This is a genomic window from Ottowia thiooxydans DSM 14619 (assembly GCF_000422885.1).
Taxonomy (GTDB): Bacteria; Pseudomonadota; Gammaproteobacteria; order Burkholderiales; family Burkholderiaceae_C; genus Ottowia; species Ottowia thiooxydans.
In genome coordinates, this window is the sequence record NZ_AUGX01000009.1 from 335021 (window position 1) to 351553 (window position 16533).

Sequence of the window (16533 nt, forward strand, 5' to 3'; positions counted from 1 at the left end):
ATAATGGGATCTTCCTGTAGAACAGTGCGAGGCGTTCAGTTATTTCAAGCAATCAGCGATCGTCTTGGTGCTGCCGGAGGGTGGGATAATGGCTTTCACACCTCGGCTATTCAAGGTGAGCTCGCCGCACGCGTCGGAGGCCATGCCTCCCGTCGGGGTGGCTCTGATGGTGAAGGTGGCCGGGCTATCCCTTGCTGAGACGCTGATGGTGTAGCTAGCGGTTCCTGATGTAGGAGATGCCCGAAGCCCTGCGGGTAGCAAGCTGGCTGCAGGTGTGCCCGTTGTTTGCTCCGACTCGGTAGACGTGGTGCCTGCGCTGGCTGTATAGCGGTCGTTCGCGGAGTAATACCGTTGCATGAATTGAGCTGCTTCTTGCACGACCCCATGAGCTTCGTTGCGTTTTGAACGCTTGATGTAATCAGAGTAGCTGGGCAATGCAATGGCAGCCAGAATTCCAATAATGGTCACGACAACCATCACTTCTATGAGCGTGAAGCCGTTACTGAATCGTGATTTTGGTTGAGCTTTAAACACAGGAAATTCCTAGAAATAGAGGGTACTTATTCAACTAGCTCTTGATAAGGATGGATTGCATCCAGGCTTCTGCGCCGTTCGTTGTCTTGCCGGTGGATGTATCGTAGTTGGCGTTATTTGCGAATCCACGGGCGGTTATCAAGTAGCCCACCAGCGGTGGCGTGCTGGAGCTTCTTATTCTCTGAATAAGGCATTTCGGAGCAATTGCAAGCGGAGAAGCATCGGGGTCAACGGATGCGTTTTTATATTTATTAACATATGCATCTGGCACGTCAATGACATTGTTTCCAATCCAGTTGCTCGCCGTGCGCCACTCTGCATTTGTGTCTTGCTCGGAGGTGATGTTGGTCAGAATAACCTTTTCTTTAAGGTTTGTTGTGCCATACTCCGTATAATCTTTCCCTGCATCGGAAAAATGAACAATTTGCTCACAAAATCTTAATGCGGTTTCGGCAGCTTCCTGTGCAACCTGACTTGTGCGAACCCCATTAACGACCCGTTCAGTTTGGTTTGCATTTCGAATCGCGAAAGTGCCCAGAAGTGAAAGTACGACGATCAAGATGAGCGTAATAACCAGCACTACGCCTTTCTCTGATGTAGGGTGAGCAATTCCGTGCGTGAGTTTTTTTGGAGCAGGCATATAATTCTTCAATTTAATATAGATTTTGCGATTTCTATATTTTATTCAAGGAATGATTAATCGATTTCTTAACAGCACAGTCGTCGTAAAGGTTCTGCGCAGATATCCATCAGTTCCAGCGGCATCTGAGTTGTCGCAAGTTTTATAGGCATGCCCCCCAGTAGGCACATCGCGCATGGGTTGTTCGCTGCGTATGAGTAAGCAGATGCGCACGCTCAATACGCGCCCCCAGCGATCATCCGTAATATTCGGTAACTTACTGCTGGAGGGTAATGCATCGATCTGAGTCGCCGTCAGATAGGCGATGATCTGATGGCGCATAGGGTCGTAACTGGTCGCAAGCTCCGCGCTGGGATGAGACGCTACGCCATAAAGCAACTGCATTTCTTCCACATTGGGCATCAGTGGCTGAGTATCGCCCGTAGGAGTTGCGGGGATGCTATTGGTTATTCCACGGCACATCAGGTTGGGTAACCCGCTGGAAGTCCTAACAAAATAGCGATTGTCCGCAAGGGCATAAGTTCCAGGGGCCGGGCTCGGCGCTGGCGCGGCTTGTGAGGCCGCGTTCGCCGTAATTCCATTTCCGATGCAATTGGTTGCTGCGCCACCCGCTGTTCGATAGGTGTTAAGGGGCGTTGCCTGGTATCGAATAGCAATTGCATCACTGCCTGATCCTGTTGTACAAGCCAGGCTCCCAAAGGCGACTGTTTCACTTGAGAAGCCGCCATCGCAGCCTCGAACAGCAATACCAAAAAAATTACCGGAGATGGTGGCTCCGTTGGTGGGGATGATTTGCTGTGAATATCCGGCCTGTTTGATTTGATTTTGTATCAAATTCAAAGAAACTAGCCCATCTTCATTCAGCTGCGCCTCATATTGGGAAACTTGACTGCCTCTGCTCGTAGAAGAATAAAGAGCAAGACCAGCAGTTAGGATTACCAAACCAATAGTGAGCGCGATCAGTAGCTCAAGCAGCGTGAAGCCTGCATTGGATTTCTGCATTTGCGTGGGGTACGCCTTGGCGCTAAATAAGGGTACTGCTGCGCTCATAGCGTAATCCTGAAGTACATGCAAGATACCGCCAGCTCTCCTGAGCCATCATCTTTTTCTGAGATGTTGGCGCCACTGGGGCATGTTTGGCTTTGCTTGAAGCCTTTAAGTTGATCGATTTCCGTCCAGATGAGCCAAATATCTAGAACACGCGTAGGGGGTAATCCAGCAACGCCAGGTGGCGCATTGGTTAGCGAGGTTTCAATATAGGCCGTGCCGCCCGGAAGGCGGTTGGCTACATTGGTGAGCCACTGTGCCTGGTCGTATGCGGCAATGGAGGCTGCGCATGTATTGACAATGCTGCTGGGATTACTGGTGTCTACTGAGCAGGCATCAGGTGCATCGGTGGGGTCTGATGTGGCGGCCTCTCGCGTGCCCGCTGTGTACGCCGCTGTGTACGCGTAGTTGGCGAATCCAAATAGGTTTGAGCGGGCACGTTCCGCGTAATCGGTTACTAAGCTCAATCCAGTTGCACGCGCACGCGACATCTGGTTGTACTTCATGGATGCGGAAGTGAGGCCCGCCATGCCCAAGAGGGCAATGGCCAGAATCACCATGGCCACCAGCACTTCTATTAATGTGCCGCCGTTTTGTTTACGCTTGATCATCGTTAATCCGGGAACATCAGGTTCATGGAGCTAAATGTTGATTCACTCTGTGCAGTCGGCGGAGTCAGCCACATACCGAACACGTCCTGGTGTGCTTATGCAAACGCCCTTGCGGATGCCATTGACCCCATTGAAATTGACACGGTTATTGTTGGAATTGAGCAAACCATTGGGCAAAAACACGAATCTGCCGGCGTTGGTGGGGGTGATGTCTTCAATGCCTCCGGGCGCTTGCTGGCGCAGCAGGAGTTCATCTCCGTTGTTCGGGTTGTAGTTGAAGTTACTGTCGTTGTCGTAGTTGACGAAGACGATCCAGCCTGTTGCGAAGCCCGTTGTACCCACCGCCGAAAGGCAGGTCTCGCTGGTGTTGTTGGCCACACGGCACATCACCACGGGTTTGACGCGTGCAATAGCCTCCGTGCGCGCGGTCCTCAGGCTGCCGGTGAAGGCGTTGGTTGCATTCGTCACTTGCCACTGGTTGAGAAAGCGTGCAATAGGAGGCGCAGCCAGACCGATCAAGATCGCCAGAATGGTGATCGTTATCAGCAGCTCGATAAGGGTAAAGCCGTTCTGCCGATGGGTTCGGCGGGAGCGGGTGGTCTGTAAGCGCATGGGCGTGGCGGGTAGGAAAGCGGAGCGGGGCTAGGCTGAACTTATCCTCATCGGCCGTTTGGATGGGGAGCTCAACGACGAACGGTCATGGGTAAATGACGAAAGGAAACGTGTGTTTCACTGTGTGTGAGGTATTTCACGTTTTTCAGCCGGTATGGGGATGCGGTCTGGGAAGAGCTGCGAATCTGTAGGTTGAGGCTGGCGGTTCCGGTGCGCCCAGATAGGTTCGCCTATTTGGGCCTCGGGCCTTTGTGTAAGAGCGGAAGGCTATTGGTTACCGCAGCGCTCAATCAACCGCCGCTTGCCCTCACCCCACCCTCTCCCGCCTGCGGGAGAGGGAGTAAGACCAGCTCACGGCCTCGGGCTCTGGGCTCAAGTCGGCAGGCGCGCTTGCATCAGGCTCTCTCAGGGGGAGAGGGAGTTAAAACTGCCGTCTCCAATGGGGGGAGGTAGTTAAAACCCGCCGTCTCCAAAGGGGACGGGAGTCAAAACCGGCCGTCATTCCTAGGGGCCAGGGAGTTTAAAGATCCGCGCTGATGGCTTTGACGAGGCTGCCTAAGACCGCAGAAACAGCCGGGAAATGGCCTGGGCCATCTGCTCCCGTTGGGCGGGATCGGCCGTGCGCAATTCAGCGAGTGCGCCGTGGAGCATTTTTTGTGTGAGGCCGCGACTCAGGGCTTCCAGCACATCGTCTGTGCTTTCCCCTTTGGCCAGGCGTTTGCGGGCGCGTTCCAGCTCTACGTCGCGCCATTGATCAGCCTGCGCATTGAGTTGGCGGATCAAGGGCACGACTCCGCCGGCTGGATCGCGCTGATCCACCCAGTGCATGAAGCTTTGCACCCCGGCATCAATAATGGCCTCAGCTTGTGCCACGGCCGCCTGGCGGTTGGCTTGGCCTGTTTGAACGACTTGCGCCAGATCGTCCACGGTATAGAGGTAAACGTCGTCCAGCTCTCGAACTTCAGGCTCAATATCGCGCGGGACAGCCAGATCAACCATGAAAATGGGCCGATGGCGGCGCTTTTTCAGTGCGCGCTCCACGGCGCCCAGGCCAATGATGGGGAGTGTGCTGGCGGTGCAGCTGATGACGGCGTCAAACTCATGCAGACGATCCGGGAGATCCGCCAGGCGCATCACTTCCCCTCCCAGACGGGTAGCGAGTTTTTCGCCACGTTCCAGCGTCCGGTTGGCAATGGCCATTGATTTTGGCTCTTTGGCGGCGAAGTGAGTGGCCGCCAACTCGATCATCTCCCCGGCGCCTACGAACAAAATCTTGACCTGCCGCATGTCTTCGAACAGGTTGCCCGCCAGGCGCACAGCCGCAGCGGCCATGCTGATGCTGTGAACGCCGATCTCGGTGGAACTTCTGACTTGTTTGGCGACGGCGAAGCTGCGCTGGAACAACTGATTCAGTGTGCTGCCCAGCGCCCCGGCATCTTCGGCAGCGCGCACGGCGCTTTTCATTTGACCCAGGATCTGGGGCTCGCCCAGCACCATGGAATCAAGGCCACTGGCTACGCGGAAGGCATGACGCGCAGCCAGCCCGTTTTCCAGAACGTAGGTGTGATCGCGCAGGGTATCTGCAGGCACATCGCCCGCGCGGGCTAGCCACCCCAGCGTGTGATCGATCTGAACACTTTCACTGGCGCAATAGACCTCCGTGCGGTTGCAGGTGGAGAGAATCGCCGCCTCCGGGTGGCGGCTGTGCGACTGCCTCAGACCAGTGAGCGCGGGGGCTAATTGATCGAGCGCGAACGCGAAACGACCGCGCAGATCTAGCGGCGCGGTGTTGTGATTAAGTCCAAGTGCCCATACGGCCATAGCCCTGATTATAAAATTTGTAGGAGGACTCCTGCTCTCCGATCGTGCGAGGGCTTGATCAATATCAAGAATATGAACGTCATCGACCTGTTTTGGCACCTTGCGGGCTTCATAGCACCCGCTCTTTTTGTGGCGCTCGGTGTCACGTTGCTCGCTCAGGTTTTCATGAAAAAAGCGCTTTCTACCCGGGTAATTTTTCGTCAGTTCGCCATCAGTTTTGTTGCGGGGCTGGCGGTGTCCGTGGCGGGATTGGTGCTCAGCGGGCACGACGGGCGCATGTGGACTTATGTCGCGCTGGTGCTGGTGGTGGCTACCAGCCAGATGGTGTTCAGGCCAAAATAGGTCTACCTGGCCGCTGACGGGTGGCGGAATTGGGGCGGCGCTGCTTGCTGAACACGCCCCCTGGGTTATTCCTCAATCTTCGCGAACTGAACGATTTTTGTGTATTTTGCGATTTCGGCGGCGAGGAAACCGTTCATTTCTACGTTGGGTGAGGCCACATTTGAGCCCGCGGCGGCCATCTTCTGGCGAAACTCTGGCGACTGCAATGCCTCGTCGAGCGCCTTTTTGATCTTGGCTGCGATGGGCTGTGGCAGCTTTGCCGGGGCCATCAATGCGAACCACGAGCTGATGTCCACGTTTTTGAACTGCGGGAATTCGGCCAGCGCAGGAATGTCAGGAGAGGCCGCTGAGCGCTTGGCTTCGGTCGTGCCCAGAGCGATGACTTTGCCCGCCTTGATTTGCGGGAGCCCGCTGGAGAGCACAAATACTCCAAACTCAAGGTTCCCACCGAGCAGATCATTCGTGAGAGGTGCCACCCCGCGATAGGGAATGTGCGTCATGTAAAGGCCGCCTTGTTCCTTGAGCATCTCGCCCGCCAGATGCAGCGCAGTGCCCACGCCAGAGCTCCCGTAGCTGAATTTTCCGGGGGTTTTCTTCACACGCTGTATGAATTCAGGCGCCGTTTTCACGCCCGACGCCGTCGACGCGACAAACACCATAGGCTGCGAGCCGATGAGTCCGATAGGCGTGAAGTTGTTGATGTTGTACTTCACGCTCTTGCTCACGAGCTTGGCGATCGCCAACTCGTTGTTGGCGCCGACGAGCAGCGTGTAACCATCGGCTGCGGCGTTCGCCACCTTCTGCGCGCCAATCGTGCCACCAGCGCCGCCAACGTTCTCGACAACCACAGATTGCCCCAGTCGGGCCGACAGCTCGGTGCTGACAAGGCGGCCCATCAAATCGGTGCTACCCCCTGGTGGATAACCAACCACTATGGTGATCGGGCGGGAGGGATAAGCGCTGGCGTCTTCAGCCATCACAGGTAGCGCTGCTGCAGTAAGGCCCATGAAGGTGAACAGGCTGCAAGCCAGCATGGCGGAGCGGCGCAGAGGGGTTTTCAGAGCTTGTGTGGGATGCATGGCGTAGATCTTCCTCGTTGAATTGGCTTATTTGATGCCCGATTTTGCGTGCACATTGTCAGCAATGTGGTGCTGAAACAGCACGAACCTGTGCGATTTTTTTCAACCCGGTACGAACAGGTCCACCCGGTCACTCACGATGCCGTCTGTGCCCAGGCTGATCAAGCGCTCCGCGGTGCTTTCGTCATTGACGGTGTAGGAGAGGCAGCGCATGCCCATCGCCTTGACACGGGCCACCAGGGCTGCATCCCACAGTGCATGCTGGCATACGACCGCTGCGCATTGGAGCTGCTGCGCGTAATCGCTCCAGTCGTCCCACAAGGTGTCGAGCAGCAGCCCGCGTGGCAGTTGCGGCGCGGCTTTCACGGCGCCCAGAAGAGATTCGGGCCGGAATGAGGTGAGCAGAGGTGGCGTGGAGGCCTGGGCCCAAAGGCGGGCGGCGAGCTGAGCAACGACCTGGCCAGTGCGTTCTTCTTCACCGGGCGTGGGTTTGATCTCAATGTCGAGGAAGTGGCCATTTGCCAGGCACCAGCGGGCAGCGTTTTCAAGCGTGGGGATGGGCTCTCCCACATAGGCCCGGGAATGCCAACTGCCGCTGTCGAGTTGGGCCAGTGTTGACCAGGCGAGGTCTCCCGCCGTGCCCTGGCCGCTCGTTGTGCGTTCCAGGGTGCTGTCGTGCAGGAGAAAGGGCACGCCATCGGCGCTCAACTTGGCGTCGCATTCAAACATGCGCCAGCCGTGCTGCGCACCCAGGCGAAAGGCTGCCAGCGTGTTTTCAGGAGCCAGCTTGCCTGCACCGCGGTGGGCAATCCAGAACGGGTAAGGCCAGTCAGTGGTCATTGAGTGTGGGCGGAGAGCCTTTTTCTGCTCGAAGGCCTACCTAGGAACGCGTTCTTAGGCGTCCACTACTGCTCAAGCCGGTTTCCGCTGGCCTCATCAAAGCCATGGATGCGGTCCTCTAGCGGCAAAACTTGAAGCGTCTGGCCAATCGCGGGGGGCATTTCAGTTTCGTGCATGCGCAAAATGGTTAATGGACCCTGTTCGCCGCCGAGATGGCCGTACACCAGGCGCTCAGCTCCCAGCATTTCCACGGTTTCCACGGTCAGTTGCCAGCCGCCTGACTCCACCACACGCAGATGTTCGGGCCGGATACCCAGCAATACGCCATCGCGCACGCCTTCCACGCCCTTGAGCAAGTTCATCGGTGGTGAGCCGATGAAGGTGGCTACAAATGCGGTGGCGGGGCGGTGATACACCTCCTCGGGGGTGCCGAACTGCTCCATGCGTCCGCCATTCATAACCATCATCCGCTGGGCCAGGGTCATGGCCTCCACCTGATCATGGGTCACGAACAGGCTGGTAATACCGAGCTCGCGATGCAGCTTCTCAATCTCCAGCCGGGTGTGGGCGCGGAGCTTGGCATCCAGGTTGGACAGGGGCTCATCGAAGAGAAACACTTGTGGTTGCCGAACAATGGCTCTGCCCATGGCCACGCGTTGGCGCTGGCCGCCGGACAATTCGCGTGGTTTGCGCTGTAGCAACGCTCCCAGCTCCAGGATGCCTGCGGCCTTGTCTACCCGCGCCTTGATTTCATCGACAGGCACTTTCTTGATCTTCAACCCGTAGGCCATGTTGTCGAACACGCTCATGTGGGGGTAGAGAGCGTAGTTCTGAAACACCATGGCAATGTCGCGCTCGGCGGGTTCCAGATTGTTCACCACGCGGCCACCAATGCTGATGGTTCCGTCAGTGATCTCCTCCAACCCAGCCACCATGCGCAACAGGGTCGATTTTCCGCAGCCCGAAGGGCCTACGATGACCACGAACTCGCCATCATTGATCTCGGCATTGACGCCGTGAATCACCTGGTTAGCCTTGGGACCAAAGCCGTAGCGTTTGATGACGTTGTTGAATTCGATGGAAGCCATGTTGGAGTTGTACTTTGTGCGTTGATGAGAGCCGTCAGAGTCGGAAGTTGTTGTTTTTACCGCCGAGCGGCCAATCACTTCTCGGTGTCTACCAGGCCCTTCACAAACCATTTCTGCATCAGCATGACCACCAGTGCCGGTGGCAGCATAGCCAGGATGGCGGTGGCCATGACGACGTTCCACTCGACGTAGATTTCGCCGAAGATGGCCCGCTTGATCCCCAGCACGATGGGGTACATATTTTCACTGGTGGTCACTATCAGGGGCCACAGGTACTGGTTCCAGCCATAGATGAACTGGATCACGAACAAGGCAGCCACGCTGGTTTTGGAAAGAGGCAGCAGAATGTCTTTGAAGAACCTCAGGGGGCCGGCACCATCAATGCGCGCAGCCTCCGCCAGCTCATCGGGCACGGTCAGGAAAAATTGGCGGAAAAGGAAGGTGGCAGTGGCAGAGGCGATCAGCGGTACGGTCAAGCCCGCGTAGCTGTTGAGCATCTTCAGGTCTGAAATGACTTCATAGGTCGGGCCAATGCGCACTTCCACGGGCAGCATCAGGGTGATGAAGATCATCCAGAACACCAATCCGCGGAAAGGGAAGCGAAAGTAAACCAGCGCAAACGCCGACAACAAGGAAATCGCAATCTTGCCCAGCGCAATGGTCATTGCGGTCACAAAACTCACCCAGAGCATGGGCCAGCCCGCTGCAATGGTGGCGCCGTTGGCGGTTTTTCCGCCTAGCAGAGCCAGTTTGTATGTGTAGGCAAAGTTGCTTCCCGGCACAAGAGACAGCGGGTGGCTGCCAGCAATCTGCTGCGCGGTTTGCGTAGACATGATGAAGGCGACGAGCACGGGGAAGGCCACGATCGCTACACCCAAGATGAGTACAGCGTGGGCAACGGCATCCAGCACGGGGCGGCGTTCAACGATCATGATCAGTACTGCACTTTCTTCTCAACGAAGCGGAACTGGAAGACCGTGAGCAGAATGACGATGGCCATGAGCACCACCGATTGGGCGGCTGAGCCTCCCATGTCAAGCGCCTTGAAGCCGTCGTAGTAAACCCGGTAGACCAAAATAGAGGTGTCTTTGCCTGGGCCGCCGTGGGTGGCGGCATCTACGATCGCGAAGGTTTCGAAGAAGGCATAGATCACGTTCATCACGAGCAGGAAGAACGTAGTGGGCGAAAGCAGGGGGAACACAATGGTCCAGAAGCGCCGCCAGGGTGTGGCGCCATCAATGGTGGCTGCTTCAAGAACAGCGTTGGGAATGGATTGCAAGCCTGCCAGGAAAAAGAGGAAGTTGTAGGAAATTTGCTTCCACACGGCGGCAATCACAATCAGCGACATCGCATGGTTGGGATTAAGCAGATGGTTCCACTCCACCCCCATGGCTTGCAGCGCATAGGAGACCACGCCCCAGGGTGATGCGAACATCATCAGCCACAGCACCCCGGCCACCACAGGTGCCACGGCATAGGGCCAAATCAGCAAGGTCTTGTAAACGGAGGCTCCGCGCACGACGCGGTTGGCCATGACCGCCAGCAGCAGGGCCACGCTGATGCCCAGCACGGCCACCAGTACCGAGAATACCGCAGTGATCTTGAATGAATTCAGGTAGCTCGGGTCGTCAATGAGGCGCTCAAAATTGGCTAGCCCGACGAATTCCCGGCTGGTGCCGAACGCGTCTTCCTGCAAAAGGCTCTGGTACAGCGCCTGCGACGCCGGCCAGAAAAAAAACACCAGCACCACCACCATCTGGGGTGCGATCAGCACCCACGGCAGCCATGCGGATTTAAAGCGAACGCGTTTTTCCATGGGAAAAGATGATACTGGGATGATAGCTGCCGCGAATGGCGGCAAGAGGGGGATGCTTCAGGGATTACGCCAGTATTGGGAGAAGCGTATGGGCCTGTCTGGAGAATGTTGCGGTCTTTGGTACGCAATTGAGGCTCGGGGGGTGATTATGGATGCAGCCTCGCCTTGCTTTCGCGCAACCAGGGTGCATCGTCAAATCATCGTTTGACCAAGTCATCGTTGCGTGAATGACGGGAGCTCCTGTAAGAGGGGCGTGCAGGGAGCATCCGCCCATTCAAGACAAGAAAAAGACCTTGAAAAGGAGGTTTAGATCCCGTTCAAGGTCTTTGCATGGGCCGCTGCCTCAGGCAGTTCCTCCCGCGCGCCGGTGAGACTGCGAAAGGGCGCTGATCACGCGTTAGCGCAAGAATTACCCTTTGTTCGCCTTCTGGAAGCGCTCCAACTGCTCGTTCCCACGTTTGACCGCAGAATCCAGCGCCTCTTTGGCGGTCTTCTTGCCAGCCCACAGGCCTTCCATCTCCTCGTCGATGATGGTGCGGATCTGTACGAAGTTGCCCAGGCGCACACCCCGCGATTTGTCCGTGGTCTTGCGGATCATCTGGGTCACCGCCACATCAACGCCTGGGTTTTTCGAGTAGAAACCAGATTTTTCCGTGAGCTGGAAAGAAGCTGTCGTGACGGGCAGGTAGCCGGTGCGCTGGTGGCTTGCGGCTGCTACCTCAGGCTTGGAGAGATAAGAGAAGAACTGGCCAATACCCTTGTACTCCTCTGGTTTTTTGCCCGACATCACCCAGAGGCTGGCGCCGCCGATCACGGTGTTTTGCGGAGCGCCAGGTACATCTGGGTAGTAGGGCAGGGTACCGATGCCATAGCCGAATTTGCCGTTGCGCACCACGTTGCCGTAGAGGCCGGAGGAGCCGGTCATCATGGCGCACTCGCCGGAGACGAAGGTGGCATCAGCCGAGTTGTTGCGACCTTTGTAGATGAACAGGCCCTGTTTGGCCATGTTGCCCAGGTTTTCCATGTGGCGCACGTGCAGCGGCGTGTTGATCGCCAGGCGTGTGTTCAGACCGCCAAAACCGTTGTTCTGTGTGGCGTACAGCACGTTGTGCCAGGCGCTGAAGCTCTCCAGCTGAGTCCAGCTGACCCAGCTGGTGGTGAAGGGGCACTTATGCCCGGAGGCTTTCAGCTTGGCGGCTGCCGAAGCCACTTCAGGCCACGTTGTGGGTGGTTTGGCTGGGTCCAGGCCCGCAGCCTTGAAGGCGTCCTTGTTGTAATGGAGCACCGTGGTCGAGCTATTGAACGGGAAGGACAGCATTTGCCCATTCGGGGCGGTGTAGTAGCCGGCCACCGCAGGGATATAGGCGCCCTGGTCAAAAGAGACGCCGGCTTGCTTCATGATCTCGCCCACTGGTTTGATCGCCCCCTTGCTGGCCATCATGGTGGCGGTGCCCACCTCGAATACCTGCAGGATGTGGGGTGCGTTACCGGCCCGGAACGCGGCGATAGCGGCCGTCATGGACTCGTCGTAGCCCCCTTTGAAGGTGGGCACAATTTTGTATTGGGTTTGGCTGGAGTTGAATTCCTTGGCCAGGTCATTCACCCACTCGCCCAGGGCACCGCCCATTGAATGCCACCATTGGATCTCGGTTTGCGCCTGTGCAGGAAGAGCTAGAGCGGCGGCAAGGGCTGCTACAGCCAGGGGAAGGCGACGAAAGTTTTTCATGATGACTCCAAGAATATCGCGCGAGGATATTCGCGATTTGTGACGAAAGCATTGAAGAATTATTTCGATTGAATGACAAGCGGGTTTGTACGAACGCGCCCGCAAACCTATGGCGCTTCGTCCACAAATGCAGCTGGCGCCAGGGGGTGCTGACCTTGCATTTCGTGTGTGAATGTTGCGCCGCAGTAAAATCACTGCCCAGCCGGACACACCCTCTCCCGTATCTCGCGTCTCGCCGTCCAATAAATCCCACGCCGCGCTGGGCCTGAAGCTTATGAATGCTCCTGCCACGCTAAATCACTTGCTTGCTGCCGCAGATGCGGCACCGCGGTTGCGCGAGATTCCGTACAACTACACCAGTTTTTCCGATAGGGAAATCGTGCTCCGCCTGCTGGGCGAACGTGCTTGGGAGCTTTTGGGCAGCTTGCGCGGTGAGCGCCATACGGGCCGTTCTGCTCGCATGCTGTATGAGGTACTTGGCGATATCTGGGTAGTGCGGCGCAATCCGTACCTGCAAGATGACCTCCTGGATAACCCCAGGCGGCGCAAGCAGTTGGTGGAAGCGCTGAATCACCGCCTGACCGAGATCGACAAGCGCCGTACCCCGGAAAACGACGCCAGCCGAGACGCGCTGGTCGCCGAACTGCTGGTTTCTGCCCGCCGCGTGGTGAACGCCTTCAACCGGTCTTTCGAGAATGTGGCTGCTTTACGCCGCCGCGCCGCCAAGGCGCTCGGCCACTACACCGCCAAGGACAACATCAAGTTTGATGGCCTGTCGCGCGTAAGCCATGTCACAGATGCCACCGATTGGCGGGTAGAGTTCCCGCTGGTCGTGCTCACCCCTGATACTGAGACCGAAATGGCCGGCCTGGTCAAGGGCTGCATTGAATTGGGTCTGACCATCATTCCCCGGGGGGGCGGCACCGGCTACACCGGCGGCGCGATCCCGCTGGATTGGAAAACTGCCGTCATCAACACGGAGAAGCTGGAAACCCTGGGCCAGATCGAATGGCTCAGGCTGCCTGGCCTGGACAAAGACGTTGCCACCATCCACACCGAAGCCGGCGTGGTGACGCAACGTGTGGCCAATGCTGCTGAGGCTGCTGGCCTGGTGTTTGCCTGCGACCCCACCAGCGCTGAAGCCAGCTGCATAGGCGGCAACATCGCCATGAACGCGGGTGGCAAGAAGGCCGTGCTCTGGGGTACGGCGCTTGACAACCTTGTCAGCTGGCGCATGGTCACGCCAGATGCCGAGTGGCTGGAGGTCACCCGGATCGGCCATAACCAGGGCAAGATCCATGATGCCGCTGTCGCCAGCTTCGAGCTCAAAACCTTTGATGCCAGTGGCAAAAAGCTGCTGAAAACCGAACGTCTGGATATTCCTGGCTCCACTTTCCGCAAGGAAGGCCTGGGCAAGGATGTAACCGATAAATTCCTTGCCGGTCTTCCTGGGGTGCAAAAAGAGGGCTGCGATGGTCTGATTACAAGCGCGCGCTGGGTGCTGCACCGCATGCCGGAGCACACACGCACGGTGTGCCTGGAGTTCTTTGGCCACGCCAAGGATGCCGTGCCGAGCATCGTCGAGATCAAGGATTTCATGTTCGCCGAAGCCGCCCGCACTGGCGTTGTGCTGGCAGGGTTGGAGCATCTGGATGATCGCTATCTGCGTGCGGTGGGCTACAGCACCAAATCGCGCCGCGGCGGCTTGCCCAAGATGGTTCTGATTGGCGATATTGCCGGTGACGATGCCGATTCCGTCGCCCGCGCCACCAGTGAGGTGGTGCGCCTAGCCAACTCGCGCTCAGGAGAAGGTTTCATCGCAGTCAGTGCGGAGGCTCGCAAGAAATTCTGGGCTGACCGCAAGAAAACCGCTGCCATCAGCCGTCACACCAACGCCTTCAAAATCAACGAAGACGTGGTGATTCCCTTGCCGCGCATGGCGGAATATACCGACGGTATCGAACGCATCAACATCGAGCTTTCGCTGCGCAACAAGATCGAGCTGACTGGTGAATTGGAGGCCTTTCTTGAGCGGGGCAACCTGCCGTTGGGTGAAAACAGCGAGGGCGTGGCCTCGCCCGAGCTGCTGGCCGAAAAAGTTCAACAGGCCTTGGTCGTGGTGCGGGAAGTTCGCAATCTGTGGCAGGGCTGGCTGACCGATGTAGACGCCCTCTTTCCGCAGCTGCAGGACCATAGCCTGCGTGCCAGCTGGAAGACCCAGATCCGCGCACCCTTGCGTGACATCTTTACCGGCACTGATTTCGAGCCCTTGCTGGCGGCACTGAACGGCGTTCAGCAACGCGTGCTCAAAGGGCGCGTATGGATTGCCCTGCACATGCACGCTGGTGATGGCAACGTGCACACCAATATCCCCGTGCACAGCGACAACTACGCCATGCTGCAAACCGCTCATGAGGCCGTAGATCGCGTGATGGCCCTGGCGCGTCAGCTGGATGGCGTGATCTCGGGCGAGCACGGCATTGGCATCACCAAGCTGGAGTATTTGAGCGACGCCGAACTGGCTCCCTTTGCTGCTTACAAGCAGCGTGTAGACCCTGAGGGCCGCTTCAACCGCGGCAAGCTGCTCAGAGACAAGGATCTGCCTGACCAGCTTGGCAGGCGCCTGCGTGCTGACCTGGGCAATGCCTATACACCGAGCTTCGGGCTCATGGGGCATGAGTCCATCATCATGCAGCAGAGCGATATCGGCGCCATCGCTGATTCGATCAAGGACTGCCTGCGTTGCGGCAAATGCAAGCCGGAGTGCTCCACTCATGTGCCGCGCGCCAACTTGCTCTACAGCCCGCGCAACAAAATCCTGGCAACTTCGCTGCTGGTGGAGGCGTTCCTCTATGAGGAGCAGACCCGCCGTGGCGTCTCGATCAAGCACTGGGAAGAGTTTGAGGATGTGGCTGATCACTGCACGGTTTGCCATAGGTGTCTTTCGCCATGCCCCGTGAAGATCGATTTTGGCGATGTCACCATGCATATGCGCAACCTCTTGCGCAAGATGGGCAAGAAGAGCTTCCGGCCAGGCAACGCTGCGGCCATGTTCTTCCTGAACGCCACCAATCCGGCCGTGATCAATGCCACACGCGCGGCGATGACTGGCGTGGCGTTCAAGGCGCAGCGCGCCATGGTCGATCTATTGCGCCCCGCCAGCCGCAAACAGACCCAGCACCCTCCCGCGACCGTAGGCAAGCCGCCTCTGCGAGAGGAAATCATCCACTTCGTCAATAAGAAGCTGCCTGCTGGTTTGCCCAGCAAGACCGCGCGTGCGCTGCTGGATATTGAAGACCGCGACTACGTGCCGGTGATCCGCAATCCCAAGGCCACCACAGCTGACAGTGAAGCGGTGTTCTATTTCCCCGGCTGCGGATCTGAGCGTTTGTTCTCGCAGGTGGGGCTGGCTACGCAGGCCATGCTCTGGCATGCCGGCGTACAGACGGTGTTGCCACCGGGCTATGTATGCTGCGGTTATCCTCAGCGCGGCTCGGGCCAGTTCGACAAAGCCGAGAAGATGATCACGGACAACCGGGTGTTGTTCCATCGCGTGGCCACTACGTTGAACTACCTGGAGATCAAGACCATCGTGGTCTCCTGCGGCACTTGCTATGACCAACTGGCCGGTTACGAGTTCGAAAAGATCTTCCCGGGCAGCCGCATCATCGACATTCACGAATTCCTGCTGGAAAAAGGCATCACCCTGCCTGTTGAGCAGCAGGGTAGCTACCTTTATCACGAGCCCTGCCACAACCCCATGAAGTTGCAGGACTCCACCAAGACGGTGAAGGCACTGATTGGTGATCAGGTGCTCAAGAGCAACCGTTGCTGCGGCGAGAGCGGAACACTGGGGGTCACCAGGCCCGATGTGTCGACCCAGGTGCGCTTTCGCAAGGAAGAGGAAATCCGACAAGGCGAAGCGGAGCTGCGCGCGACAGGATCCGTGCCCGAAAAAGCCAACGTCAAGATTCTCACCAGCTGCCCAAGCTGCCTGCAAGGCCTCAAGCGCTATGAGAACGATCTGCAAAACGGGTTGCTGGAGGCCGATTACATCGTGATCGAGATGGCGCGCCACATTTTGGGTGAAAACTGGCTGCCCACCTATGTAGACCAAGCCAATTCTGGCGGTATTGAGCGCGTGTTGGTCTAATTTCGAGCTGTTCAGTCGAAAAATATCGTTCACACTTTCTGAGTCTGTCGGAGCCTCGCGCGGAGCTTCGACCCTTCGACAAACTCAGAATAGGCCAAGCTCAGCCTGAACGGATTTGCGTTTTTGAAAGCAAGTTGGCATAAGCGCGTGTTCAGCGTTCCCATGCTCCGCCCGAGCAGCCTTTCTGGCTTGGAGTAACGATTTAAAAAGCGACCTCCAGGGAA

Annotated in this window: 14 protein-coding genes; 2 read left to right on the top strand and 12 right to left on the bottom strand. The window is 57.5% G+C overall.

The window, feature by feature from the left end; translation table 11 throughout:
• Positions 1 to 39: 39 nt before the first annotated feature.
• The 6 genes from G518_RS34275 to hemA all read right to left on the bottom strand — a co-directional run bounded on the left by G518_RS34275 (position 40) and on the right by hemA (position 5265).
• Complete coding sequence (locus G518_RS34275; protein WP_036593827.1) at positions 40 to 534, bottom strand: type IV pilin protein; 495 nt, start codon at positions 532 to 534, stop codon at positions 40 to 42.
• A gap of 34 nt (positions 535 to 568) precedes the next feature.
• A complete protein-coding gene (locus G518_RS0107475) occupies positions 569 to 1174 on the bottom strand; it encodes a pilus assembly PilX family protein (RefSeq protein WP_051236181.1) in 606 nt (201 codons plus the stop codon).
• Positions 1175 to 1219: 45 nt separating this feature from the next.
• On the bottom strand, positions 1220 to 2224 hold the full coding sequence (locus tag G518_RS0107480) for a PilW family protein (protein ID WP_051236183.1): 1005 nt from the start codon (positions 2222 to 2224) through the stop codon (positions 1220 to 1222).
• Complete coding sequence (pilV, locus tag G518_RS0107485) at positions 2221 to 2832, bottom strand: type IV pilus modification protein PilV (RefSeq protein WP_028601994.1); 612 nt, start codon at positions 2830 to 2832, stop codon at positions 2221 to 2223. The genes G518_RS0107480 and pilV overlap by 4 nt, the downstream gene beginning before the upstream one ends.
• Positions 2833 to 2874: 42 nt before the next feature.
• Positions 2875 to 3444: a GspH/FimT family pseudopilin gene (locus tag G518_RS0107490; RefSeq protein ID WP_084651561.1), complete on the bottom strand. Its 570-nt coding sequence runs from the start codon at positions 3442 to 3444 to the stop codon at positions 2875 to 2877.
• Positions 3445 to 3999: 555 nt separating this feature from the next.
• Positions 4000 to 5265 carry a glutamyl-tRNA reductase gene (hemA, locus tag G518_RS0107495; protein WP_028601996.1) on the bottom strand — a complete coding sequence of 422 codons (1266 nt, stop codon included), beginning with the start codon at positions 5263 to 5265 and terminating at the stop codon, positions 4000 to 4002.
• A 72-nt stretch (positions 5266 to 5337) separates the two neighbouring features.
• Between hemA and G518_RS0107500 the strand changes: the two genes are divergently transcribed.
• The gene (locus tag G518_RS0107500; protein WP_028601997.1) at positions 5338 to 5607 is read left to right on the top strand and encodes a hypothetical protein; all 270 of its coding nucleotides are present in this window, start codon (positions 5338 to 5340) and stop codon (positions 5605 to 5607) included.
• 65 nt (positions 5608 to 5672) lie between these two features.
• Here G518_RS0107500 and G518_RS0107505 read toward each other — a convergent pair whose 3' ends face one another.
• The 6 genes from G518_RS0107505 to ugpB form a co-directional block, all read right to left on the bottom strand.
• The gene (locus G518_RS0107505; RefSeq protein WP_028601998.1) at positions 5673 to 6686 is read right to left on the bottom strand and encodes a Bug family tripartite tricarboxylate transporter substrate binding protein; all 1014 of its coding nucleotides are present in this window, start codon (positions 6684 to 6686) and stop codon (positions 5673 to 5675) included.
• Positions 6687 to 6788: 102 nt separating this feature from the next.
• Complete coding sequence (ugpQ, locus tag G518_RS0107510) at positions 6789 to 7526, bottom strand: glycerophosphodiester phosphodiesterase (protein WP_028601999.1); 738 nt, start codon at positions 7524 to 7526, stop codon at positions 6789 to 6791.
• 65 nt (positions 7527 to 7591) lie between these two features.
• Positions 7592 to 8614: a sn-glycerol-3-phosphate ABC transporter ATP-binding protein UgpC gene (ugpC, locus tag G518_RS0107515; protein WP_028602000.1), complete on the bottom strand. Its 1023-nt coding sequence runs from the start codon at positions 8612 to 8614 to the stop codon at positions 7592 to 7594.
• A 74-nt stretch (positions 8615 to 8688) separates the two neighbouring features.
• Complete coding sequence (gene ugpE / locus G518_RS0107520) at positions 8689 to 9543, bottom strand: sn-glycerol-3-phosphate ABC transporter permease UgpE (RefSeq protein ID WP_028602001.1); 855 nt, start codon at positions 9541 to 9543, stop codon at positions 8689 to 8691.
• 5 nt (positions 9544 to 9548) lie between these two features.
• Positions 9549 to 10430 carry a sn-glycerol-3-phosphate ABC transporter permease UgpA gene (ugpA, locus tag G518_RS0107525; protein ID WP_028602002.1) on the bottom strand — a complete coding sequence of 294 codons (882 nt, stop codon included), beginning with the start codon at positions 10428 to 10430 and terminating at the stop codon, positions 9549 to 9551.
• A 409-nt stretch (positions 10431 to 10839) separates the two neighbouring features.
• Entirely contained in the window at positions 10840 to 12156 is a 1317-nt protein-coding gene (gene ugpB / locus G518_RS0107530) for a sn-glycerol-3-phosphate ABC transporter substrate-binding protein UgpB (protein WP_028602003.1), read from the bottom strand.
• Positions 12157 to 12430: 274 nt separating this feature from the next.
• Between ugpB and G518_RS0107535 the strand changes: the two genes are divergently transcribed.
• Complete coding sequence (locus tag G518_RS0107535) at positions 12431 to 16309, top strand: DUF3683 domain-containing protein (RefSeq protein WP_028602004.1); 3879 nt, start codon at positions 12431 to 12433, stop codon at positions 16307 to 16309.
• Positions 16310 to 16533: the final 224 nt, after the last annotated feature.